Source organism: Virgibacillus proomii (assembly GCF_900162615.1).
GTDB lineage: Bacteria > Bacillota > Bacilli > Bacillales > Amphibacillaceae > Virgibacillus > Virgibacillus proomii.
In genome coordinates this window covers 595,011-620,446 of sequence record NZ_FUFN01000009.1, presented here as the reverse complement: position 1 = coordinate 620,446, position 25,436 = coordinate 595,011, and the positions used below count along the sequence as shown (strand labels likewise).

The window sequence follows — 25,436 nt, the reverse complement described above, 5'->3', positions numbered from 1 at the left end:
ATTTTGGTTTAACATAAAATCTATTTGTATTCATACATGATAGGTATATCAGACGTAACTATATCTTTATTAAAGCTTTACCATGTTTAAAAGAGCGAAACTTGTATTTTTAACTTTAATGAATTAAAAAAGAAATATTTAAGTTATAGCATTGCTGCAACTAGATGGTTGTTAGTTGAGTTTTCTAACATCCCTATTAGTCAAAGTTTACAGGATAATTCTATTGAATACAACTTTTTCAATTGTTGTAACAATATATTTAAATTGTTATTTACAATCAATTAATTGTATGGTACATTTTGGGTAACATTTCAATTGTATATGTAACCTCATTAATTTGACAAACGTTGTAAAGGAGAGCATAAAAATGGCATTAAAACTAGTAGTAATTGGTGGAGGTTCTAGCTATACACCAGAAATTATTGAAGGGATAATTTTACGCCATTCCTCTTTTCCGGTAGAAGAAATCGTATTAGTAGATATAGAAGAAGGGAGAGAGAAACTTGAAATTGTTGGAAATCTGGCTAAACGGATGATTAAAAAATCTAATAAAAACATTTACTTATCGTGGACATTGGACAGAAGAAAAGCTTTAAAAGGTGCTGATTTTGTTTCGACTCAAATTCGAGTTGGTGGACTGGAGGCGAGATCTAAAGATGAGCGCATCCCACTGAGCCACGGGTATATTGGGCAAGAAACAAATGGTGCGGGTGGAATATTCAAAGCTTTGCGGACTATCCCTATTTTAATAGAACTGGCAAACGATGTACATGAGCTTTGTCCGAATGCTTGGATTATTAATTTTACCAATCCTGCAGGTATTGTTACGGAAGCGTTATTAAAACATTCACCACACAAAAAGGTAATCGGTGTCTGTAACATTCCCTATAATATGCGCTACTCAGCTGCTGAAGTGCTAAACGTGAAACCAGAGGAAGTAATGATTGAATTTGTCGGCTTGAACCACTATGTATTTGGTCGAAAAGTTTTAGTCAATGGAGTCGATCGCACACAAGAAATATTAAAAAAAGTTACTGAAGGATTAGATTATTTACCAGCAAATATTATTAATCTCGGCTGGTCTAAAACTTTTATTGAAGCCACTTCGCTCATTCCAAATCCATATCATCAGTACTATTTCCAAACAGCGGATGTACTAAAAAAAGATATGCAATCATTACAAGAAAATGGCACACGAGCGGAAGTTGTACAAAGACTAGAAAAGTCCTTGTTTGAACTATATAAAAATCCTGATTTACATGAAAAACCTGAGGAATTAGAAAGGAGAGGAGGTGCATTCTATAGCAATGTAGCATGCAGTTTAATGGACTCTATTTATAATGATAAAGCAGATGTGCAAACCGTTAATACATTAAACAACGGGGCGATACCAGAATTACCAATTGATTCTGTTATTGAGGTGAATTGTGTAATTACTAAAAATGGTCCTAAGCCGATTGCAGTCGGTTTTTTACCACAAAGTGTCAAAGGACATATTTATCAAATGAAGGCATTTGAAGAACTAGTTATCCGTGCAAGTATGTCTGGTGATTATAATGAAGCTTACTTGGCGATGGTAATGAATCCATTAGTAGCAGATGAAACCGACAGCAAGATCATTCTTGACAAGTTATTACAAGCTCACCAAGCTTACTTGCCACAATTTTTTAAAAAATAGGGAGGGGTATCCATGGATAATAAAATGATGCAAAAGTTCATTGAAATTGCTGGTCGTATTGGATCACAACGTCATCTTATAGCAATACGTGACGGGTTTGTTGCTATTATGCCGTTGATTATAGTGGGATCTTTAGCTATTTTAGTTAATAATTTTCCTCCATTTGGATCATTTAATTTTGTGGAGTGGATGAATACAATCTTTGGTGAGGGTAATTGGCAGACAGTAGGGGGAAGTATTTGGAATGGCACATTTGCAGTATTAGCTCTTTTAGTAACCTTTGCAATCGCATATAATTTAGCTAAGTCGTATGAAGTAGATGGGTTAGCAGCTGGTATAATTGCAACATCCGGATTTATTATGTTAGTACCGTTTACAGAGGATGGTGGACTAAATATAGGTTGGTTAGGAACACAAGGATTATTTGTCGGTATCATTCTTGCATTAATTGTAACTGAACTTTTTCGAATACTTATAAGCTCCAATATGAAAATAAAAATGCCTGAAGGTGTTCCGGATGGTGTGGCCAGATCCTTTGAAGCCTTAATACCTACAGTGATCATATTAATTATACTTGGATTTTTCCAAGCGCTTATGAATGTATTTGCTAATATTAGCATTTTTGAAGTAATTTTTAATATACTTCAAGAGCCTTTACAGGGACTCGGAAATACGTTACCTGCTGCTATGCTTGTTTCCTTTTTAAATCATCTGCTCTGGTTCTTCGGATTACATGGTACGAATATTATAGGTTCGGTTATTGAACCGGTATATTTACCGTTAATTGAAGAAAATCTTAACTTATTCAAGGATGGTATGTCAGCATTTGATGTTCCAAATATTGTAACTAAACCATTTTTGGACTCATTTGTATTTATGGGGGGTTCCGGTACCACAATTGCTCTATTAATTGCTATCTTTATTGCTATTCAAAAGGAGAAAAACCATCCGTATCGACAAGTTGCTAAACTATCTGCTCCAGCTGGAATATTTAATATCAATGAGCCCGTTATCTTTGGACTACCAATTGTGTTGAACCCTGTTATGTTGATTCCATTTATCTTAGTTCCGGTAACCTTAACAATTACATCGTACATTGCTTTAGCCACAGGTCTGGTGCCCAGAACAGTTGCTATTTTACCATGGACAACACCACCAATCTTAAGTGGATATCTTGTAACAGGGGGAAGTTGGCGAGGAATCGCTCTGCAAATCGTTAATTTAGTTATCGCTGTTGGAATGTATATACCATTCATTATGGCAGGAGCAAGAACAATGAAACGAAATGGGGAAAAATCATCATGATTGGAAAAGAAGAATTACAACGATTATCATTTTCTATTATTTTACATGCTGGAAATGCCCGTTCGCTTTCTATGGAAGCGATATCAAAGGCGAGAGTAAATCAAATAGAAGAAGCCCGTAATATGATAGGAGAGGCTGAAACTGAATTTACCGAAGCCCACCACTTACAAACTAAGCTGCTACAACAAGAGGCAGAAGGGAAGCATACAGAAGTATCAGTTATCCTTGTTCATGCGCAAGATCACTTAATGACAGCACTGACAGTAAAAGATTTAGCCATAGAAATGATTCATATGTATGAAAAAATAAAAAAAATAGAGGAGGAAAAATGTTGAAGATTATCCTTGTTTGTTCTGCAGGTATGTCTACATCCTTGCTTGTTAAAAAAATGAAAGAAGCTGCTGAGAACAGAAAATTAGAAGCAGATATCCGTGCAGTAGCGGAAACTCAATTGAAACATGAACTTGATCAGCTTGATGTTGTATTAATTGGACCACAAGTTCGTTATTTAGCAACAAAAATAAAGGCTCAGCTTGAACCAAAAGGGATAGCGGTAGATGTAATTGATCAAGTGGCCTATGGAATGATCCAAGGAGAGAAAGTGTTAGATCAAGCGCTATCTTTAGTGACCCATTAGAAATATTTTAATACTGTAATGAATTAATCTATACAAAAAAAGAAAATCTCACTAACTGAAAAATGCTTGTGATACCTGCTTAAATTTGAATATAGCAGGTTTTTTATTTTATAGGAATCTATTTCTATGGTAGCTTTTTTTAGCTTAAGCGCTAAGCTGTAATAACGAACTCTTTTCTAAAATAAGCCAAGCAGAAAGTTTCAACTCTAAAGCTTTGTATCTTCCTAGTATCTTCTAAATTTTAAAGAACTAAAAATAACTCTTGATTAAAATAATTTTCATATATATAATTAAAATGTAAATAGTTATCAAAATATAATTTAGAAAGAAAATCATATTTAACCAATTTTACTAGGATTCCTGGCAGAATGTCTGTAGAGAGTTCACCTTATATTCACAGATAAGGTAAGCGGTTTCATATAAGCATATGCCTTATAAAACTTTTAATAAAAAAGAAAATGAGGTGCTGACATGGGAAAAGGTTTTTTTGAACAGGCACAACGCTTTGGTAAGTCATTTATGCTTCCTATTGCTGTGTTACCAGCTGCAGGCTTGCTTCTTGGAATTGGAGGGGCATTCAGTAACCCGACAACAATCGAAGTATATTCTTTCCTGGATCAAAAAGGCTTACAAGCTATTTTTACCGTTATGAGTTCAGCTGGTAACATCGTATTTGCTAACCTAGCCTTAATCTTTGCTGTAGGGGTTGCTATCGGACTAGCGAGAAATGATAAAGGAACAGCAGGATTAGCAGCGGTACTCGGGTATTTAGTAATGAATGCTATGTTAATAGTTACAGAGGAATTAGCAGAAAGTAATTGCGCAACTCGTTTGCGAGTAAGTGTGTGTAACCCAGAGCACGTACAAAAAGAAACATTGATGAAAACAGGGGCAAAAGGCGTTGTTCGAAGGGCAGTGGTATCCAAGTGATTTATGGACCTGAAGTGACAACAATAAAAAATAATGTAGACAAAACAATAGGAGAGTTATGATATGTATTTAAAGCAATTAAAGAATCAACTAATTGTCTCCTGCCAAGCGTTAGAGAATGAACCATTACATTCTTCAGAAATGATGGCGAAAATGGCATTAGCTGCTATTGAGGGAGGAGCTAAAGGAATTAGAGCCAACTCTATAGCTGATATAAAAGCAATTAAACAACAAGTAAATGTTCCTATAATAGGAATTATTAAACAAGACTACCCAGATAGTGATGTTTACATTACACCAACAATTAAGGAAGTAAAGGACTTATTATTTGTGGGTACAAACATCATAGCAATGGATGCAACAATGAGAAGGCGTCCAAACGATCAACGCTTAAAAGAGATGATCTCATTTATCAGGGAACAATCAGCTGCTATGATTATGGCAGATATTTCGACGGTTGATGAAGCCAAACGTGCAGAAAAGCTTGGATTTGATTGTGTATCAACGACATTAGTTGGATATACGGAAGAAACAAACGATCAACATATAGCAACAAATGACTTTACATTATTAAGGGAGATTATTGCTCAATTAACTATACCTGTGATCGCAGAAGGTAAAATAGATTCGCCACAAATGGCGCTTCAAGCTCTAATGAATGGTGCTTATTTTGTTGTAGTTGGAAGTGCCATCACTAGACCGCAAATCATCACGAAAAAATTTACCGATGAAATGAAAAAATATAGCGCCAATGAATAAGTTGGTTGCTATATTTTCTTGTATTCTTCTAATTTTTTCAGTGTTTGTCGATATGAACGGATTGCCTCTTTATCGGATAATAAAATCATACTAAGTATATCTAAACAAATTAAAATAGATAGTTGACTATTCATAAAACCTTTTGAATGATATAGATGCAGGCTTGAGGTATACAGAATCAAATCGGATTGATTTGCTAAGGCGGTCTCTGAAAAATTAGTAATAGAAATTATTTTTGCACCATTGGACTTTGCAACCTTTATACTGTCAATTACCTCTCTTGTCTGTCCGGAAGAAGAAATAGCAATAACGACGTCTGTTGATGAGAGAATGGAAGCATTAATGATCATACCATGAGAATCAATATGTGTATCAACACTAAATCCCATTCTTGATAGTCTAATTTTTAATTCTTGTGCTGATAAACCAGAACTGCCCAGACCATAAACATGAATTTGTCTAGCACTTCGTATCCAATTTGCAGCTAGTTCGTAATCCTTGATTTCTGCTACTGAATGTGTTGATTTGATAACAGCATGATAAAATTGAGCAACTGTTTCAATTGTTTCGCCTAATTCAAACGTTTGTTCCACGGCATCACGTAACAATATTTTAAACTCAACAAAATTTTTTGTACCAATTTTTTTGCAAAAGCGCGTAATCGTAGCAATGGATACATCTATTTTATCTGCTAATTCCTGAATATGAATATTCAACAAATTTTGGCTGTTGTTTATCACATAATCAGCGACTTTTTTTTCGGTATTACTTAGTGTTTGATATTTCAAGAGAATTTGGTCAAGAATAGAGCCCATTGTTTATTTCCTCCACAAACCTTTATTTGTCCTGTAATAGCTGATAGTAAGTCCTTTACATGAATAACTTCAAAAAATGTTAAGGTGAGGTTATGCTAGTAATTGTCAGATTAACCCAACTAACCATCCATAAGAAATAAGGACATATTTTAAAAAACTTCTTTGATAAGACTAATACTAATTATATAAAAGTATAAGATGAATTGCTAATTGCGAACGTAAGATAATCAACATATACCTTTTCAAATAATCTAAACTAATTTGTTGAAAACAGTCGGAGGATTCCATTTTTTACTTTACAATTAATACCATCGTTGTTAAGCTAAAAATAGCTAAAAAATTGAAACTGAACCTTTAAACACTAGGGGAGCTAGAGAATAGCTGAGAAGAACATGTATGTTTTGACCCTTCGTACCCGAACAGGATAATGCCTGCGTGGGAAAGTGTAGTCATATTTGGCTGCATTCACGTGGTGGATGCAGCTTATTTTATACGTTAAGAGGGATAAAATTTTTTAAGGGGAACATTCTTTAACCGTGAAAATTTGTAATGGCATTTGTACAAGATGCTATAGCTTACGATACGTAAAGAGCGACTAATCCTTTTACTTTAAGCGGCAAGAAAATAGGAATAATCGAGCTTAAACAACGATTAGTCAGCCCATAGCAACTTTTCACTTATAGACGATGTGCAAAAATGCTAATAAAAAGACACATCGAGTTTTTATCGTTGGTTTGTTTTCTTAAAATGATCCCATCTTAAAATCAGCTTTATTGCATTCCGATCAAGTTTAACTGCTGATTTATCCCGAATGTAAGATGCCGTAAGACTCCCACTTCAAGAGTATAAGAGATCTAAAGAAATCAAAGTGGTAGATAACGGCATCTAAATACCCGATTCGTTCAACTAACATTCCGTAGAGGATGAAGGAAGACTTCTACGGACGGAATGAAGTTTCACTTTATCCCGAATGTAAGGTGCCGTAAGACTCCCACTTAAGAGTGTAGGAGATTTGAAGAAGTCAAAGTGGTAGATAACGGCACCGATAGCGTATAAAAACGTTCCAATTCTATGACTAACTGCTTACCTCTATGCAATATTTAATCTAAATATTGCATTAATAGGCGGACTTGTTCCTTTTTTAAAGAATGATTTCAATTTTAGAGGGGTCTCTCACAGAAAAGAAGGTTAGGGACACGTCTTTTTTCTAACCTCTTATGTATGAATGTACAATTTACCATGCTTCTCGCTCCCTCATAAACAAATATGAAAGTTTTAAAGGTTCTCTTATTCTGGAGGCGATTTTTCATGAAAGAACAATGGGGGCTTTTAGAAAATGTTCCTCATGATGCAGCGATTAATATGGCTTTAGATGAAGCATTGCTAAATTGGCATCATGAAGGAGAAATACCGCCAACATTACGTTTCTATCAGTGGATTGCTCCTACTCTGTCTGTAGGGCATTTTCAAAAAATAGATGGAAAAATTGATTTGGATGGTATACGTAAGCATCAATGTCAGTTTGTACGCAGGATGACAGGGGGAAGTGCTGTCTTACATGATGATGAATTAACGTATAGCATCGTTATTTCCGAAGATCATCCATCCATTGCGACTTCTATTCGCCAAGCGTATTATGATTTATCGAAAGGAATTCTTCAGGGGTATAAAAATTTGGGGATTGAAGCAACGTATGCAGATTCACTTTCTAAAGAAAGAAGCAGTATATGTTTTGAACGGCCAGCATTTTATGAATTAGTTGTTGATGGAAAAAAACTATCCGGAAATGCACAAACTAGAAAGAAAGGTATATTGCTTCAGCATGGGTCCATTCCGATATCAATGAATATCGATATGTTATTTGATTTATTTGTATTCCCAAATGAGAGAATAAAGCAAAGGAAAAAACAGGCTTTTTGGAATAAGGCAACAACCATTAGTCAGCTATTACAGGAGCATGTTTCCTATGAAATAGTAAAAGAAGCATTTAAGAAAGGTTTTTCAGATACGTTAGATATTGAACTTAAAGCTTTCTCTTTAACAAAGAGTCAGTGGAGTGAAGTTTATGAGTTAGCTGAAGTAAAGTATGCAAATACACCATTAAAAGGAGCGGTTTCTCATGTCTAAAGAAGCAACATATATAAGAAAGCCGGAGTGGTTAAAAACGAAAATTAATACGAATAAATCGTATCGGGGTCTAAAAAAATTAATGCGCGATAATCGATTAAACACGGTATGTGAAGAGGCGCGTTGTCCTAATTTACATGAGTGCTGGAGTGAAAGAAAGACAGCTACCTTTATGATTTTAGGTGATACATGTACAAGAGGTTGCCGCTTTTGTGCCGTAAAAACAGGGTTGCCAAATGAATTAGATTGGGGCGAGCCGGAACGAGTAGCTGATTCCGTTAAAATAATGGGGCTGAAGCATGTTGTAGTAACAGCTGTTGCACGTGATGACCTAAATGATGGCGGTGCAGCTGTTTTTGCGGAAACAGTTCGGGCAATAAGAAGGAAAAATCCAGGTTGTACGATTGAAATTCTTCCTTCTGATATGAAGGGGGATTATGAAAGCTTACATATGCTTATGGATAGTAAGCCGGATATCTTTAACCATAATATCGAGACAGTGCGTCGTTTAACAAAACGAGTACGTGCAAAAGCTACCTATGATCGTTCATTACAATTATTACAGCGTGTAAAGGAAATTGCTCCACATACACCAACAAAATCGAGTATTATGGTCGGGCTAGGAGAAGAAAAAGAAGAAATTATCCAAGCAATGGATGATCTTTTAGCCCATCAAGTAGATATTATGACAATCGGACAGTATTTGCAGCCAACGAAAAAGCATTTAAAAGTTGAGCGTTACTATCACCCAGATGAGTTTGAAGAATTAAAGGAAATTGCATTACAAAAAGGATTTAAGCATTGTGAATCAGGGCCATTAGTTCGTTCTTCTTATCATGCTGATGAACAGGTAAGTCAAACAGCTGCACAAAGAAGAATTAATTATATGAAAGGCTACGAAGAACAAGAAAACAAAGTAGTTGATTTTAAATTTACTAAGTAAAAGGAAGCTGCATTTACCGTGGACCTCTCACTAAAAATAAGCATAAAAATTGGATAGACATGAGACTATACATTCTAGAGCACCCCCGTTTTGGAGGGTGTTCCTTTTGTCCATATGCATGAACAAAATAATAAAGAGACTCCCGGTTGGTAACAATCAGCATGGACGTAATGAACTATTTACGCAGTTTCGTAGCTAATAAAGTTTATCCCGCATGTAAGGTGCCGTAAGACTCCCACTTCAAGAGCCTTGAGTTAATACAAAAGGGTCTAAGTGGGAGAAAACGGCACCTAAATGCCCGATTCGTTCAAGCTAACATTCAGTAGGAGATGGAAGAAAACTCCTACTGAATGAAGTTTCACTTTATACTTCCGATACGAACTCTCTATTTCGGGTTTATTGTATTAACATGTATAATAGGATTAAGTTTATCCCGCATGTAAGCATGTAAGGTGCCGTAAGACTCTCACTTCAAGACCTGAGTTGGTACAAAAGGGTCTAACTTGGGAGAAAACGGCACCTAAATGCCCGATTGGTTTAAGGGCCTTTAGGTCATACCCTTGTGGTAGTAACATTCCGTGTAAAAAGAGTTCCGCGGAATGAAGTTACACTTTATAGGATTTTAAGGTGTTCAAATAGTTAAGAAAAATTGATGAAAATGCCCATAAAATTTATACTTTATCGTACGTCTCATAAGTAACCGCAGAAGTTTGAGGCATCGCCGTTTCGGAAAGATGCCACGTTCATGGGAACAAGTTAATAAAGAAAATGTCTAGCGTCAAGTCTTTTAGAGAGATGACTGCCTAGTTATACGGATGCGTTGGACATTAGCATTTCCACTTGCGTTACCTTTAACTTCAGCATGTAAAAAAATCATCCATTCTAACATAGGCAGAAAATTCAACGTGTTATTTTTAAGCAACTTTTGAACAATCTCTTATAGGTAAAAGAAATGGAGCGTATAACTATGAAGTCCGTCACCGTTCAAGATTTGGCACAACAATTTGATTTGGAAGTACTGGTGGGAGAGGATAAACTACATCGGAGAATAACGAAGCCAAGAACCCATCGCCCAGGACTGGAATTTATCGGATATTTTGACTTTTTTCCAATGGAGCATGTTCAAGTACTCGGTAAAAAGGAGATAACTTATTTACACCAGTTGACCCATAAACAGCGGCGTCTACGAATTGGTAATATTGTAAAATACCATCCGCCTTGTTTTATTGTAACTTCTGACCAGGGGGGGCTGCAATATCTGACTCAATTTTGCAAGGAAGAGGGGATACCACTACTTCGTACGAAAGAGCCTACTTCGACGTTTATTGAAAAGTATGATGCTTATATGATCAAAGCATTAGCACCAGAGACAGCAATTCACGCTGTATGTGTAAATATTTTTGGGCTTGGGGTATTACTCCGTGGGAAATCAGGAATTGGTAAAAGTGAAGTAGCTCACACACTAATTGGCAGAGGACATCGATTAGTTGCTGATGATATTGTCGTTTTAAAAAAATTAGGTCCTGATACATTGCTTGGTACACATAACCGGACGAATAAAGAGTTCCTTGCCTTACGCAGTGTTGGACTTTTGAATGTCGTTCGATTATATGGACGAAAAGCATTTCAAGAGGAAACAAGAATTGCATTAGATATTCATTTAACCGAATGGGAAAAGGATGCACTAAATAATGAATTGGAATTAGAAACTCAGACTTGTAATTATATGGGTGTAACGATTCCGAGTATTGAAATTCAATTACAACCAGGACGTGACGTGGTTGGGTTAATAGAAGCAGCGGCTAATAATTGGTATTTACAACAGCAGGGCTATAGTGCGGCCGAAGAATTTATTCAACGATTAGAATCGGATATGGAAAAAAAGGAAAAATGAGCCCCTTAATGCAAGGGACTTCCCTACATCGGCGAACTCCAGTTAGTACGGCGTGCTTTTCCGCTTTTGTTCTACAAGAATACTATTAAAAATTATCGATAGATACAATAAAATTTGCTAAAAACTGCTAGGGTTCGATATAATTTAAGACGATTACATGTTAACGAAAAGCAAGGAGAAATACAGCTAAGAATCTTAGGAGAATGATATGTTAAATTATGTGGATTTAATTATAGCCTTTAGTATCGCCGTGATAACATCTTTTCTGCTTACCTATCCAGTAAAGAAATTAGCCTTTTTTATCGGTGCTGTTGATTTTCCTAACTATCGAAAAATACATACAAAAGTCACCCCTCGTCTGGGGGGGTTAGCCATTTTTTTGGGAACAGTAGCTGGATTACTTTATCTGCAGCCATATCATCCACATTTGCCTGAAATAGCTGCTGGAGCAATTGTTATTATTATAACTGGTGCACTAGATGATCGATTTAGTATTCAGCCGATGGTTAAACTAACGGGACAATTAATTGCAGCTTCATTTTTAGTTTCATCAGGGCTGATTATTGAAAAATTAACTCTTCCACTTTTCGGAACCGTTGAACTGGGGTTTATTAGTGTAATGATTACAGTTTTATGGGTAGTCGGAATTACAAATGCGATTAATTTAATTGATGGCTTAGATGGTCTAGCAACAGGTGTAACGACGATCGCATTGATTAGTATCTGTATTATGGCATTTATAGATATGCAAATTATTGTTGCTTATCTTTGTATTGTATTAATTGGGAGTAATCTTGGCTTTTTGTATCATAATTTTTACCCTGCAAAAATTTATATGGGAGACACAGGATCAAACTTTCTTGGGTATATGATCGCAGTTGTTTCCATGTTGGGTTTATTTAAAAATGTTGCTTTATTTAGCTTTATTATTCCAATCATTGTCTTAGCTGTTCCAATATTTGATACATTGTTTGCCATTGCCCGCAGAGCTTATAATAAAGAAAATATTATGATGCCGGATAATAAACATATCCATTACCAGCTTTTACAGGCAGGCTATAGCCATCGTAAAACAGTGTTAATTATATATGGATTTAGCGCATTGTTTGGAACTTTAGCTATATTATTTTCCAATGCAAGTATCACCGTTTCATTTATTATTACGATTATCGTACTGGTTCTCCTCCATCTTTTTGCGGAAATGGCAGGGATTGTTATGGGAGGGAAACGGCCTGTATTGCGCATGCTTCGTTTAATAGTTACACGACAAATAAGGCGAAAAGGTGAAGATAAAACAAAAACAAAATAAATCGTCAAAATGATTAAAGTCTACTATAATAAAAAAGAAGTAAATGAGGTATATACAGTTTAAAGTTGGAAAGGAATGATATACAAACATGGGTAAACAACAAATTGGTGTAATTGGCTTAGCAGTTATGGGAAAGAACCTTGCATTAAATATTGAAAGTCGCGGCTATTCCGTCGCTGTTTATAATCGATCCAGTGATAAAACCGAAGCTTTTTTAAAAAATGAAGCAAAGGATAAAAATTTTAAAGGTGCTTTTTCCCTTGAAGAATTTGTTCAGTTACTGGAAAAACCACGTAAAATTCTTTTGATGGTAAAAGCAGGGGCAGCTACCGACGCAACCATTGAAGCACTCCGCCCGTATTTAGAAAAAGGCGATATTTTAATTGATGGTGGAAATACATTATTTGAAGATACGATTCGTAGAAATAAAGATCTTGAGAAAGCTGGTATTCATTTTATCGGTACTGGTGTATCCGGTGGAGAAGAGGGTGCGTTAAAAGGACCATCCATCATGCCTGGAGGCCAAAAAGAAGCTCATACACTCGTTGCTCCAATTTTCGAAGCTATCGCAGCTAAGGTAGAGGGTGAGGCATGTACAACGTATATCGGACCGGATGGTGCAGGTCATTATGTGAAAATGGTTCATAATGGTATTGAATATGGAGATATGCAACTTATTTCAGAAGCATACTTTATTTTAAAGCATGTACTTGGTTTAAATGCAGACGAGCTTCATGAGGTGTTTGCAGAATGGAATAAAGGTGAGCTCGATAGCTATCTTATTGAAATTACAGCAGATATTTTTACGAAAAAAGACGAAGAAACGAATCAACCATTAGTTGAAGTTATTTTAGATACTGCAGGTCAAAAAGGTACTGGAAAATGGACGAGCAAAAACGCATTAGACTTAGGGGTTCCGTTACCACTGATTACGGAGTCGGTATTTGCACGCTTTATTTCAGCAATGAAAGAAGAACGTGTATTAGCAAGTAAACAATTAAAAGGGCCAGAGTCTACAGCATTTACAGGAGATAAACAAGCATTAATTCAAGCAGTTCGTAAAGCATTATATATGAGTAAAATCTGTTCGTATGCCCAAGGTTTTGCGCAAATGCGTGCACAATCAGAAGAATTTAATTGGAACTTAAATTATGGCGAAATTGCCATGATTTGGCGTGGTGGCTGTATTATCCGTGCTCAGTTCCTACAAAAAATTAAAGATGCGTATGATCGCAATCCTGAATTAGCTAATTTACTGCTTGATCCTTACTTCAAAGAAATTGTTGAGACTTATCAAGGAGCACTGCGTGAAGTTGTTGCTGTTGCCATTAAGCATGGTATTGCTGTACCAGCATTTTCAAGCGCCATTGCTTATTATGACAGCTACCGTTCTGCTGAATTACCTGCGAATTTAGTTCAAGCACAACGTGATTACTTTGGCGCACATACGTATCAACGAAAGGATAAAGAAGGCGTCTTCCATACGCAATGGTTTTAAGTAAAATAAGCTCTCTTCAGATAGTCTGAAGGAGCTTTTTTATTGGAAAGAAAACCATATCAATTTGTTCGTCACTAACCTAGCACTTGCGCTTTTGTGACCAGCTTTCGCGCTCGTGCTGCCAGCCCAAACTGTACGATAAGTCAACATCGGCTTCATCATCAATGTACTTCCTTTATCCACCAGTTAAGATTTTCGTATTTCTCTCATTTACATAATCTGCTTCTTATTTATAAACCTTGATTCGAGATACCATTACCTATTATAAATGTGCATAATTTGACGAAAAAATAATCTATATTACCTATGGTTTTGTCGAAATATCAAAAAGTTATTTCATATATTAGAGATTTTCAATAAGCTATCTTCTTAAACATGATAACTAAAAGAATGGAGGAAAAAGGGAAGAATATAATTTTGTTCAAAACATGGTTATACATGCGACGCTAATTAAGCAAAAGCTTCTATATATCATAAATACGTATAATTCCCCTTATCATCTGTTCCACAATCTATTTATAAACGTATCTCTGCTAAAAAACAATTGCTAGATAACTTCAAATTATCGCTCTAGAAATAACCATAAAAATTCTTTTTAAATATATTTTTCTTGTAGTTATTTGTCGATTAATACACAGACTTCATTTGTATACGGGACTATTAGCACTTCTTTAATAATCCAAATTTTACTATTATTAAATCTATCAGAATATTATGTCTAAAGGAAGGAGGCAAATGTAGCAAACGGTAAATGATTAATAAAAATAAAGGGGGAACATGTATGAAGTCTCATTCGACACGAAAACGTTCTTTTATTGTTTTATTTGTCTTTTTGCTCATATTTAGTAATTTTTCTACGGTGCAAGCAATGAAACAATTACCTCAACCAGCAAAAAAGTCAGATTTGTTATCAGATAAGTTAATGGAAACAGAGAATTCTGATCAAGAAGTTCGTGTTATTGTGGAGCTAGAAGATCAACCTACGATTGAAATAGCAACAAAGAAAGGTATAACATTTAATAGCATGCCGGAAAAGGAAAAAAAGAAGCTGGATAAAGCTGTAAAGACGAAGCAAAAGTCGATTAAAGATGAGATCAAGCAAAAAAAAGTAACAGCAAAATATCTGCAGGAATTTACCACTGTCGTAAATGGTTTTAGTGCAGAGGTAAAGGAGAAAGACATTGGAAAAATTCAGGAAATTCGCAGTGTAAAAAAAGTGCATATCGTAAATGAATACGAGCGCCCAATTGCCAAACCAGAAATGAAATATAGTAAAGAACTAGTAGAGGCCCAAACGGCTTGGCGAGAATACCAGTTCAAAGGTGAAGGGATGCTAATTGGTATTATTGATACAGGTATTGATCCGAATCACCAGGATATGAAAATATCGGATACAAAAACTGCTGCATTAACTAAAGAAGTAGTTCAATCAGTCATTAAAGAAGAGTCACTTCCAGGTAAGTTTTATTCAGATAAAGTACCTTATGGCTATAATTATATGGATAAAAATGAGGAGATAAGAGAGATTCATTCCAAAGCAAGTTACCATGGAATGCATGTAGCGGGTACAGTAGGGGCGAACGGAGATGAGGAGAATAAAGGAATACTTGGAATCGCACCAGAAGCTCAATTACTTGCTTTAAAGGTATTTGGAAATGATCCTCAGATGCAATCAACATTTGGAGATGTTTATATAAAAGCGATTGATGATGCGATTAAATTAGGGGTAGATGCTCTAAACTTAAGTCTAGGTTCACCTGCAGGCTATGTGAGTAAAGATTCACCAGAGCAACAAGCAGTCTCACGCGCTGTTGAGAATGGAGTGTTAATGTCCATATCCGGTGGCAACTCAGCCTTATTTGGAGATGGATTTTCTTTCCCATTTGCTACTAACCCAGATTATGGGCTAGTCGGTTCTCCAGGTGTTGCTACAGAATCATTGCAAGTTGCTTCTTTTGAAAATACATTTATGGAAGTAGATGAATTAACGCATAAAATTGACGGCGAGGAAGACACTGCTGCATTCCTCTCAGCAGGTAATACAAGTCCACCAACAGATGGTAGTGAATTTACTGTCTTTGATGCTGGGCTAGGGCTTCCAGAAGATTTTAAAGGAATAGATGTGGAAGGGAAATATGCATTGATTCAGCGTGGAGAAATTACGTTTACAGATAAAGCGTTAAATGCACAAGCTGCAGGCGCTGCCGGGGTTATTATTTATAATAATACAGATGGTGTCGTCAGTATGGCGACAGATTCAGAAATTACAATTCCTCATTTGTTCATGTTAAAAAGCGATGGAGATAAATTAGTTGAGGCAATTAGGAAGGATCAATCTGTATCCATTGCCTTTTTTGGAGAATCGGGAACGATGGACAATCCTGATGCAGGTAAAATGAGTGCTTTTTCTTCTTGGGGTTTAACACCGAATCTTGACTTTAAACCGGAAATTACTGCTCCTGGTGGACAAATTTATTCCACTTTAAACGATAATCAATATGGATTGATGAGCGGAACTTCCATGGCAGCCCCACATGTTGCGGGAGGTGGAGCATTAGTTTTACAACGTGTGGATAAGGAATTCGGTTATGAACAAGCTGATCGGATCAAGCTAGCTAAAAATTTATTAATGAATACATCTAAACAAGTGACATTTGAAGATGAGCTTGTTTCTCCTCGCCGTCAGGGTTCTGGTTTGATGCAATTACATGCGGCACTGGCTACTCCAGTAATGGTAACAGAAGCAAAAACGAAAGAAGCGAAAGTAGCGTTAAAAGAAGTTTCTGCTGATCGAGTTTCCTTTGAATTAACAGCAGAAAACTTTAGTGATGAACCGATCCAATATGAAGTGGAAGCCAATGCTCAAACAGATACAACAGCAATTAGCAATGACAAGATTGTAACGGCTCCAAACGTTTTAGCAACAAATGATCTAGGTGACATTGTTAAAATTAATGGTAAGGACAAAGCTTCTATCGAAGTGCCGACAAACGAGGCGGTAACCTTTACCGTAACGATTGATGTAAGCTCTGTAGACGATTCATTAATAAAACAGTTTACAAATGGTTACTGGCTGGAAGGTTTCGTCACATTGACAGATCCGACAGACACACATCCGAAATTAACAGTTCCTTATGCAGGCTTTAAAGGTGATTGGAATCGTGCACCAATTTTTGACCAGCCTATGTGGGAGGATGACTCTTTTTATGGTATGACAGGTGTTATTACATCGGCTGGAAAAGACGCGGATGGTGAGATACAATATGACTTTTTAGGCAAGGACTTGGTAACTGGTAAAATGAACCCGGAAAAAATTGCATTCTCCCCAAATGATGATGGCGTTCAAGATGATGCATTAATGATATTATCATTTTTAAGAAATGCCAAAGATGCAAGATTTACTGTCTTAAATGAAAAAGGGGAAAAAATACGTACAATTCGCTTGGAGTCTAATATTAGGAAAGATTTCTATGATTCTGGTATTGGAACCTCTTATTCTATTTCAAGTGCAAGGGCATGGGATGGTAAAATCAAAGGTAAGCCTGCGCCGGAAGGTAAATACTATTTACAAGCAGAAGGGATCATTGATTATGAAGGAGCAAAATGGCAGGCTCTAAAGCTGCCAGTTATTTTAGATAAGACGCCTCCAAAGCTTGAAGCTTCCTATAGCTTTGATAAAGAGTTGCTTACGGTTCATGTGGAAGACACAGAAGTTGGAAGTGGTGTTGCTTCCTGGGATGTATTGATAGATGGTGAATCGGTATTAAAGGAGCCTTATGTAAATGGTGAGACAGAACACTCCTTACCAAATATGGACCCAGAATCAACTATTACGGTTGTTGCTACCGATTATGCCGGAAATAAAGTAGAAGCAGAAGCGGAAATGGTGAAGCCAGATACAACCGTACCTGATCTTCGTTTACAATCTCCAGAATCATTGAGTGTAAGCGATAGTAAGGAAGTTGTATTCTCAGGCTATGTAACAGATGAATCGGAAGTAAAGGAAGTAACCATTAATGGTGAGAAGGCAGAATTAACTTTTAATAAAGAGAAAAACCGCTATAATTTTTCCTTACCGGTAACACATAAAAAAGACGACTATCATTTTGCCAAAATAAAGGCAATTGATAAACGTGACAATGAGACGGAAATTGGCCGCCGCTATTTCGTTGATAGCCAACCTGCTAAGTTAAGTGTAAAAGGAAAAAAGAAAACGAAAGCAAATACGATCACAGTGAAAGCAAAAGTCAGAGATAATTTTGATGCCATCCATTTATTTGTCGATGGTGATCATGTATATAGACATGACCTATCTCAACCATATGGGAAAAATCGTTTTCATGAAGAAATTGAGGTAGAGCTCGATCTAACAGAAGGAAAAAATAAATTTGAATTTAAAGCAGTCGATTTAGCTGGACATGAAACAATTGCAACCTATACAGTTACTAAATTAGTGGATAAAAATGAAGATAAGAATAAGGATAGCGGAGAAGGCAGCTTGTTCGGCTATATTTTTACTAAATTAGCATTATTATTTGGGTGGTTTTGGGAAATTTTTGCTTAAATAAAGAAAATTCAGTATTTTATGCACCTCAAACGTTAGAATGAAATTAGACTTTTGAGGTGCTTATTTATATTTAATTTCGTTTTTTAACAGATGATTGTAGGCGTACAAGGAAGGGTTCAAAAGTGTGCTACGAAGATGGATAAAAGTTGCTTCCAATTATTTAAAAGTTTTCTAAGTTTAAGACTATGTAAAAAGAAACAGTACTAGATCAAAACCGAGATGTATGATCGCCTTTTGTATGCCTTAAGACGAACAGTTTCTAAACTTGCTGCTCACATGGCATTTTATAGTAAAAATTCTGGATTATAAGGTAGAGCGTAGGGGATTGTAAAAAACAATTGAAAATGAGCCAAGAGGTATTGAGCATATATAAAGGTAGAATAGGCTAAATAGAGAGTGGTTAAAATGAGATTAAAAACCATCATTTAGGGTAAGGAGCTTGCTATGGGAATAGGTAAAGAATATTTACAGATAATTATGAAGCGATTTAAACATGTAAAAGAACAAGGAGATAAAACCTTGAACAGTTGTCAGAAGAGGATATTAACTGGGCACCAAATGAATGTTCAAATAACATTGCCGTTATTGTGAAACATTTGCATGGAAATATGCTTTCCAGATGGACGGAGGGATGGGGTGTATTATTTACAGCATTATGTGAACTAACTGAAAAAGATTTAGAAAAGCATGTCATGATTCGAGCAGAACCACTATTAGTAATAGATGCAATTGAGAGGCAGCTTGACCACTATTCTGGTCATGTTGGTCAAATTGTATATATCGGAAAACAGCTAAAAGGAGATAAATGGAAGAGTTTAAGCATTCCAAAAGGAACATCGAAAAAATATTTGCAATATATGAAAGATAAATATGAGGGAGGAGGTGGATAAATACGGGGGTTAAATAGTAAGAAATGCAGTTGACAAGAAAAGAGAGCCGGATGACTTACAAGCACTAGCTTTAAATAAGAAAGTTTAAATAATTAGTAGGATGTCGTAGAACTTATGATATCCTGCTAAATATTTACCGTTTAATAACCGGTATAAAAATATTTTTAAATTAATATTTGTTAAAATTTACAAAAAATTTACCTTTGGCTAATATTTAATTAATATACAATGTTTACACTAATAAGTATATCAAAAATAATTTTGAAGTCCCCCAGTCATAGTAGGGTGAAGTATGTTTTTAGGATACCCTCTTTTTTGGTGCAATTGAAAATGAATATAGCGATTAAAACAAGTGAATAATAATTAAGAAGGCACAATTTAATCTTGTACTATAGGAAAGTATAAAACCTTAGGCTTTATCCCGCATGTAAGGTGCCGTAAGTTTCCCACTTCAAGTCCTAAATTTGATACAAAAGAGTCTAAATGGGAGAAAACGGCACCTAAATGCCCGTTGGTTCAAGGGCCTTTAGGTCATACCCTTGTGGTACTAACATTCCGTGTAAAAAGCATTTCACGGAATGAAGTTTCACTTTATCCCGCATGTAAGGTGCCGTAAGACTCTGCTTCAAGAGCCTTTAGTTGATACAAAGGGTCAAAGTGGGAGAAAACGGCACCTAAATGCCCGATTGGTTCAAGGGCCTTTAGGTCATACCCTTATAGTACTAATATTCAGTAGGAGAGGGAAGAAAACTCTTACTGAATAAAGTTTCACTTTATCGTATAAGAAAAACGATAGCTTTCGCCATAAAGACTTGGTAATAAGCAAAGTCTTTCTAAGAGAGGGGTGGGAAGATGGTTATAAAAGTACCAAAAACATTGATTATCGTTCCAGCTTACAATGAAGAAGCGAGTATTGCTTCTACATTGAACAGTCTAATGAAATTAAAAAGTAACATAAAAAGCTTGGAAATATGTGTCGTAAATGATGGATCCACTGACAAAACTGCAGACATTGTAGCAAGTTTTGATGTTGTACTGTTAAATCTTCCAATGAATCTGGGGATAGGCGGAGCAGTTCAAACAGGATATAAATATGCTTATAACCATGGATATGAGATTGCAGTTCAGTTTGATGCAGATGGTCAGCACAATACCAATGATTTTCTAGAGTTAATTAAGCCAATCATAAAGAATGAAGAAGATATGGTTGTTGGTTCAAGATTTTTACAAAAGACGAGCTATAGCGGAAGTAAGACAAGAAGAATAGGGATTTACTATTTTTATTTAATTTTAAAATTACTGACTAACAAAAGTTATACAGATCCAACTTCAGGTTATCGTGCTATAAACAGACGAGTAATTTGTTTATTTGCACATGATTATCCTAAAGACTATCCTGAGCCTGAGGTTCTTATGCATCTGAACAGAAAAAACATGCGAATTAGAGAAGTAACCGCAAATATGGCAGCTCGGCAAGGTGGAGAGTCTTCAATAACATTTTGGAAAAGTGTTTACTATATGGGGAAAGTAACACTATCCATATTGATGCAATCAATTGTTAAGGAGTAAGTTGTTCTATGGATATTACGTTTTTTAGTTTTATTATCGTATGCGCTCTCTTTATTTTAGTAATAGAATCGGTTCGTAGAGGGATCTTAGAAACGAGGGACTCCATAATTTGGATCTTTACCTGTGTTCTGTTAGGAATATTAAGTTTATCTAGAGGCTTGTTAGAATTTTTAGCTGATTTATTAAATATAGTATACGCTCCAAGTTTACTGTTTTTGTTTGGATTACTAAGTATTATTGTGATGATATTCGATTTAACAAAGCGAATATCGAAATTGAACAATAAAGTATTTGTTTTGACTCAAGAATTTGCGTTACTTAAAGAAGAGTATCAAAAACAAGTTTCTAATCAGAGGAATAAACAAACATGAATTACTTATTGTTAATTATAAATATTATATTATTAGTAAGCGGGCAAATGTTATGGAAAGTCGGAGTATCGAAAATTGGAATAATGGGGTTGGGAAATATTATTTCAATTATAAAATCTCCGTATATTATTGGTGGGGGCATTATTTATGTATTTGCAACAGGTCTATGGCTCTATATACTTTCAAGAATGCCATTTAGCATTGCCTACCCATTTCAGAGTTTAGCATATGTACTAGGTGTTTTTATTGGTTTTTTTATATTTAAAGAGGTTGTGACGCCAATCCAATGGGTTGGAGCAGTAGTAATCGTATTCGGGGTGTATTTAATTGCAAGATAAATTTAATCACATACAAAAAAAATTAACCTTATATATACTTGTAACCATTTTAATTGGATCAACTTTATTACATATTTATTATTTGATAGAGCATCCAGGAAGTAATTTCATAAAACCATCAAAAGAGGAAATTGAAGAACAATTAGAAAATGGAGAAATAAGTGAAGAGGTAGCTAAACTTAAGGAGCATACTTGGAAATATGGCAGCAGAGATGCTTATTTATATACTAAAATGGCAAACCAAATCATTGAAGATGGTATATATGGCTACAATACAGATTTAAAAAGTAATGCGTTTGTAACACCCGGTTTTCCGATGTTACTTGTTGCCTTATTTCAAATTGCAAATTTATTGAATATGGAACAGATGACAATAGTAAAGGTATTTAATTTATTATTAAGCGTAGGGACAATATGGTTAGTTTATTTAATTGCAAAAAACGTCGTTAAAAGCCGTTGGGCAGGAGTTATTGCAAGCGGACTGTATGCAACTTATTTTACACCGCTTCATTTTTTTCGAACCGCTTTAACCGAAATACCAGCGATTTTCTTTTTTTGTTTAGCAACTTATATATTTATTCTAGCAATCAAAACAGACAAAAAATATCTCCATTTTTTGTTTGCAGTTATTTTCTGTTACAGTGTTATGATTAGACCAGTTATTGCACCTTTAGTTTTGATTGGATTTTTAATAATATCTATGAAGTATCGGTCCAATCTAAAGCAATGGTTAATTACGAGTGGAATTTGGGCTTTAGGAGCTTTTATTGTAATTGGCCCTTGGGTTATTAGAAACTTTATTCTTTTCCATGAATTCATCCTTTTTTCTACTCATTCTGGCAATAGTTGGTTTGCCGGTAGTAATCCATTTAATATGTATGATTTCTCTGATTATTTTAAGGAACAAGAGAAATTAGGGTTGGACAGTAAAGAATATGCTTTGATGAAAATCAAAGAAGGTTTCCAAACTAACTTTGGATTATGGTTCGCTTGGTTTACTGTAGGGAAGACTTATGAATTGTTTAAGCTGCCGGATGCCATTTACTTTTATCCGGCATCTAATATTACTTTATATTTTAAAATTGTGCATACTATTATTGTTAATACAGCCTTTGTATCATTATTTATTTCTATGTTTATTCGCAATAAAAGAATAGTCGCAATTTCTGGAATGATTATCATGTATATTGCATTATCTAATTTGTTTTTAACGATCCCACGTTATGGATTTTTTATAATTCCAATGATGTGTGTATTAAATGGCTGTGTAGCAGTAACTATTGTAAAGAAATTAATGAGTGCTGTTACGAATAGCAAATCGAATTATCAAATTTCATGAGATGGATTACTTATATTAGGTAAAGCTTCCCTATAAGGATCTTATTTTGTTGGCTAAGAGTTTATTCTAAAAGTGGCCTCTAATATGGTTTCTTGATTTTCCTGTTATGATTTAGTAATACCTTTAGCCTAAAAGGAAGTTAAAATTTACAAATAATTTACTTTTTTCTAATATGATTTTAATAGTCTAAGTTTATAATGAAATAAACAAATGACATAAATTTTATTCTCAAATCTAGGAAGGAGAATTCATTTGCATATTAGAGGAATTGGTCATAGAGGCTATCCAGTTAAGTATCCAGAAAATACATTGTCTTCTTTTCAAGCCGCTATTGAACTAGGCTTTACGCATATTGAATTAGATGTGCATTTAAGTAAAGATGGTATTCCTGTTGTTATGCATGACCATAAGATCGATAGAATGACTAATGGGAGTGGAGAAATACGTCATTATACGCTATCAGAACTATTACAATTTACAGTAGGAGAGTTTGAGAGGATCCCCACTCTAGAGGAAGTACTTCGATTAGCTAAAAATAAAGTGATTGTTTCTATAGAAATGAAAAATACGAAATTATATAATTGTATGGAAGAAAAAGTTTTTGCAATTATAAAGAAGCTTGATATGTTAGATCAAGTTTATGTTATATCATTTGACCATCAATCATTAGCAAAATTAAGAAAAATTTCTAGCGATATAAAAATAGGTCCACTCGTAAATAAGTTAAAACGGTCCCATTTTAGATTAATAGAAAAGCTTCATGCAACTTATATTGCTGTTAAGTATGATGGTTTAAAAGAAAAATATATTCATAAATGTGATAAATTAGGAATTCAAGTTGTAGCCTGGACGGTCAATAGCGTTGACCAAATGAAACGCTTTAGAAAATACCCATCCGTACTTATAACCACAGATGAATTGGAAAAATATAAAATATATGCTTATTCCACTGAAATTAACAGGGCAATTGTTTAACAAAATATAGTACAGTGTATGTGAAAATAGAGGATTAAAAAGCTTAATATCGATTAATTCGCAATGTCCTTAAAAAACACTTTTTCTTCCTGTGATGTATCGCTGTCAAAGTCTTACTCCTAAAAAACGCGATATATCATGCTAGCTTTCCTTTTCTGTAACAACGCTGACATACCAACACGTCCTGTGTGTTAAAGTTCTGAGTGGTGCAGTGCATCTAGTTACGAAGCATGAGCAACAAGAAACAAGCCAATGAAAAAATGGATGTGTCATTTTTACCGGACTTTTTGAACAGCTTTCTAAAAGTAGAGATTGTGCTTCGATGTTCTTTTGCGCATTTTGTTTTAAAAAGGGAAGGTTATAAACTATTGCCTAAGTAGGAGGATCTCCGTGAACTACAGTAGTATTATTATATGCTTTATTGCAGCAATTGTTTTAACACCACTTGTAAAAAAACTGGCTATTAAATTAGGTGCTGTTGATAAACCAAACCATCGTAAAGTTCATAAAAAGCTTATGCCTAGACTTGGAGGATTATCTATTTATGTTAGCTTTTTTATTGGTTTTTTGTTATTTCTTCCAAGTACGGCTCCTTTTTGGCCAATTGTTGTAGGATCAACCATCATTTTATTTGTGGGAATAATGGATGACTTGTTCCAGCTTTCCGCAAAAGTCAAGTTAATTGGTCAAGTTATTTCAGCGATGGTCCCTGTCTTTGGGGGATATAGCATAGAATTTATAACGGTGCCTTTTGGAGATAAAATAGAATTTGGTGCAGCATCAATACCTCTCACTATACTTTGGGTTGTTGCGATTACAAATGCAATTAATCTTATTGATGGTTTAGATGGATTAGCTGCAGGAGTATCTTCTATTGCATTATTAACGATATCTGGTTTAGCAATTTCAATGGGGAATTTCCCTATAGCTTTAATTTCTTTAATGTTATTAGGAAGCACTTTGGGATTTCTAGTATATAATTTTCATCCTGCAAAGATTTTTATGGGCGATACTGGATCTTTGTTTCTTGGATATATGATCAGTGTAATAGCAGTTATTGGTCTGTTTAAAAATGTAGCTATATTTTCATTAATGGTGCCAATTATTATCTTAGCTATTCCAATACTAGATACGTTATTTGCGATTATTCGTAGAATTATTCATAAGAAACCATTGTCCTCACCGGATAAATCCCATTTACATCACTGTATCATAAAAATGGGATATACACATAGGCAAACAGTGATCTTACTATATGCTATTAGCGGTTTCTTTAGTTTAGCAGGGATTATCTTGACGCGATCAGCGATGTGGGGATCAGTCATTATAATAGTTTTGGTATTAATTATGGTAGAGTTACTAGTAGAATTAACAGGTATTATTAGTGAAAAATATCGACCGGTTTTAAATTGGCTTGAGGGAGCTAAGATAAAATCGAAATGAATGATGGCATCTAAGTAAAATTTTGCTTTTCAACTACAGTTATCCTGAA

The 25,436-nt window shown here is 35.1% G+C and carries 18 protein-coding genes, 2 pseudogenes and 1 riboswitch; of the genes and pseudogenes, 19 read left to right on the top strand and 1 reads right to left on the bottom strand.

The window, feature by feature from the left end:
• Positions 1 to 367: 367 nt before the first annotated feature.
• The 6 genes and pseudogenes from BN1066_RS05605 (at position 368) to BN1066_RS05580 (ending at position 5,309) form a co-directional block, all read left to right on the top strand.
• Entirely contained in the window at positions 368 to 1,678 is a 1,311-nt protein-coding gene (locus BN1066_RS05605; RefSeq protein ID WP_077318471.1) for a 6-phospho-beta-glucosidase, read from the top strand.
• Positions 1,679 to 1,690: 12 nt separating this feature from the next.
• Entirely contained in the window at positions 1,691 to 2,983 is a 1,293-nt protein-coding gene (locus BN1066_RS05600; protein WP_077318470.1) for a PTS sugar transporter subunit IIC, read from the top strand.
• Complete coding sequence (locus BN1066_RS05595) at positions 2,980 to 3,318, top strand: PTS sugar transporter subunit IIA (protein ID WP_077318469.1); 339 nt, start codon at positions 2,980 to 2,982, stop codon at positions 3,316 to 3,318. Before BN1066_RS05600 ends, BN1066_RS05595 begins: the two co-directional genes overlap by 4 nt.
• On the top strand, positions 3,312 to 3,620 hold the full coding sequence (locus BN1066_RS05590; RefSeq protein ID WP_077318468.1) for a PTS sugar transporter subunit IIB: 309 nt from the start codon (positions 3,312 to 3,314) through the stop codon (positions 3,618 to 3,620). Before BN1066_RS05595 ends, BN1066_RS05590 begins: the two co-directional genes overlap by 7 nt.
• A gap of 471 nt (positions 3,621 to 4,091) precedes the next feature.
• Positions 4,092 to 4,445 (top strand): annotated as a pseudogene (locus BN1066_RS05585) (PTS transporter subunit EIIC); the annotation flags it as partial.
• Between the two features lie 168 nt (positions 4,446 to 4,613).
• A complete protein-coding gene (locus tag BN1066_RS05580; RefSeq protein ID WP_077318467.1) occupies positions 4,614 to 5,309 on the top strand; it encodes an N-acetylmannosamine-6-phosphate 2-epimerase in 696 nt (231 codons plus the stop codon).
• Between the two features lie 8 nt (positions 5,310 to 5,317).
• Here the strand turns inward: BN1066_RS05580 and BN1066_RS05575 are convergent, their stop codons facing one another.
• Positions 5,318 to 6,124, bottom strand: coding sequence for a MurR/RpiR family transcriptional regulator (locus tag BN1066_RS05575; RefSeq protein WP_077318466.1), 807 nt, complete (start codon positions 6,122 to 6,124; stop codon positions 5,318 to 5,320).
• Between the two features lie 353 nt (positions 6,125 to 6,477).
• Positions 6,478 to 6,583: riboswitch (TPP riboswitch) on the top strand.
• An 849-nt stretch (positions 6,584 to 7,432) separates the two neighbouring features.
• Between BN1066_RS05575 and BN1066_RS05570 the strand changes: the two genes are divergently transcribed.
• The 13 genes and pseudogenes from BN1066_RS05570 to BN1066_RS05510 all read left to right on the top strand — a co-directional run bounded on the left by BN1066_RS05570 (position 7,433) and on the right by BN1066_RS05510 (position 25,387).
• Entirely contained in the window at positions 7,433 to 8,251 is an 819-nt protein-coding gene (locus BN1066_RS05570; RefSeq protein WP_077318465.1) for a lipoate--protein ligase family protein, read from the top strand.
• On the top strand, positions 8,244 to 9,194 hold the full coding sequence (gene lipA, locus BN1066_RS05565) for a lipoyl synthase (protein WP_077318464.1): 951 nt from the start codon (positions 8,244 to 8,246) through the stop codon (positions 9,192 to 9,194). Before BN1066_RS05570 ends, lipA begins: the two co-directional genes overlap by 8 nt.
• A gap of 967 nt (positions 9,195 to 10,161) precedes the next feature.
• Entirely contained in the window at positions 10,162 to 11,088 is a 927-nt protein-coding gene (gene hprK / locus BN1066_RS05560; RefSeq protein WP_077318463.1) for an HPr(Ser) kinase/phosphatase, read from the top strand.
• Between the two features lie 208 nt (positions 11,089 to 11,296).
• Positions 11,297 to 12,397, top strand: a complete 1,101-nt coding sequence (locus BN1066_RS05555) for a glycosyltransferase family 4 protein (protein ID WP_077318462.1) — start codon at positions 11,297 to 11,299, stop codon at positions 12,395 to 12,397.
• Between the two features lie 88 nt (positions 12,398 to 12,485).
• On the top strand, positions 12,486 to 13,895 hold the full coding sequence (gene gndA, locus BN1066_RS05550) for an NADP-dependent phosphogluconate dehydrogenase (RefSeq protein WP_077318461.1): 1,410 nt from the start codon (positions 12,486 to 12,488) through the stop codon (positions 13,893 to 13,895).
• A 781-nt stretch (positions 13,896 to 14,676) separates the two neighbouring features.
• Positions 14,677 to 18,459 (top strand): S8 family serine peptidase, encoded by a 3,783-nt coding sequence (locus tag BN1066_RS21000; RefSeq protein ID WP_077318460.1) that lies wholly within the window; start codon positions 14,677 to 14,679, stop codon positions 18,457 to 18,459.
• A 447-nt stretch (positions 18,460 to 18,906) separates the two neighbouring features.
• Positions 18,907 to 19,352, top strand: a pseudogene (locus BN1066_RS05540) (DUF1572 family protein).
• An 852-nt stretch (positions 19,353 to 20,204) separates the two neighbouring features.
• Positions 20,205 to 20,921, top strand: a complete 717-nt coding sequence (locus tag BN1066_RS05535) for a glycosyltransferase family 2 protein (protein ID WP_077318459.1) — start codon at positions 20,205 to 20,207, stop codon at positions 20,919 to 20,921.
• 8 nt (positions 20,922 to 20,929) lie between these two features.
• Positions 20,930 to 21,292, top strand: coding sequence for a DUF2304 domain-containing protein (locus BN1066_RS05530; RefSeq protein ID WP_077318458.1), 363 nt, complete (start codon positions 20,930 to 20,932; stop codon positions 21,290 to 21,292).
• The gene (locus BN1066_RS05525; protein WP_077318457.1) at positions 21,289 to 21,630 is read left to right on the top strand and encodes an EamA family transporter; all 342 of its coding nucleotides are present in this window, start codon (positions 21,289 to 21,291) and stop codon (positions 21,628 to 21,630) included. The genes BN1066_RS05530 and BN1066_RS05525 overlap by 4 nt, the downstream gene beginning before the upstream one ends.
• The gene (locus tag BN1066_RS05520; RefSeq protein ID WP_077318456.1) at positions 21,620 to 22,969 is read left to right on the top strand and encodes an ArnT family glycosyltransferase; all 1,350 of its coding nucleotides are present in this window, start codon (positions 21,620 to 21,622) and stop codon (positions 22,967 to 22,969) included. Before BN1066_RS05525 ends, BN1066_RS05520 begins: the two co-directional genes overlap by 11 nt.
• A 252-nt stretch (positions 22,970 to 23,221) precedes the next feature.
• A complete protein-coding gene (locus tag BN1066_RS05515) occupies positions 23,222 to 23,944 on the top strand; it encodes a glycerophosphodiester phosphodiesterase (RefSeq protein WP_077318455.1) in 723 nt (240 codons plus the stop codon).
• A gap of 390 nt (positions 23,945 to 24,334) precedes the next feature.
• Positions 24,335 to 25,387 carry a glycosyltransferase family 4 protein gene (locus tag BN1066_RS05510; protein ID WP_077318454.1) on the top strand — a complete coding sequence of 351 codons (1,053 nt, stop codon included), beginning with the start codon at positions 24,335 to 24,337 and terminating at the stop codon, positions 25,385 to 25,387.
• Positions 25,388 to 25,436: the final 49 nt, after the last annotated feature.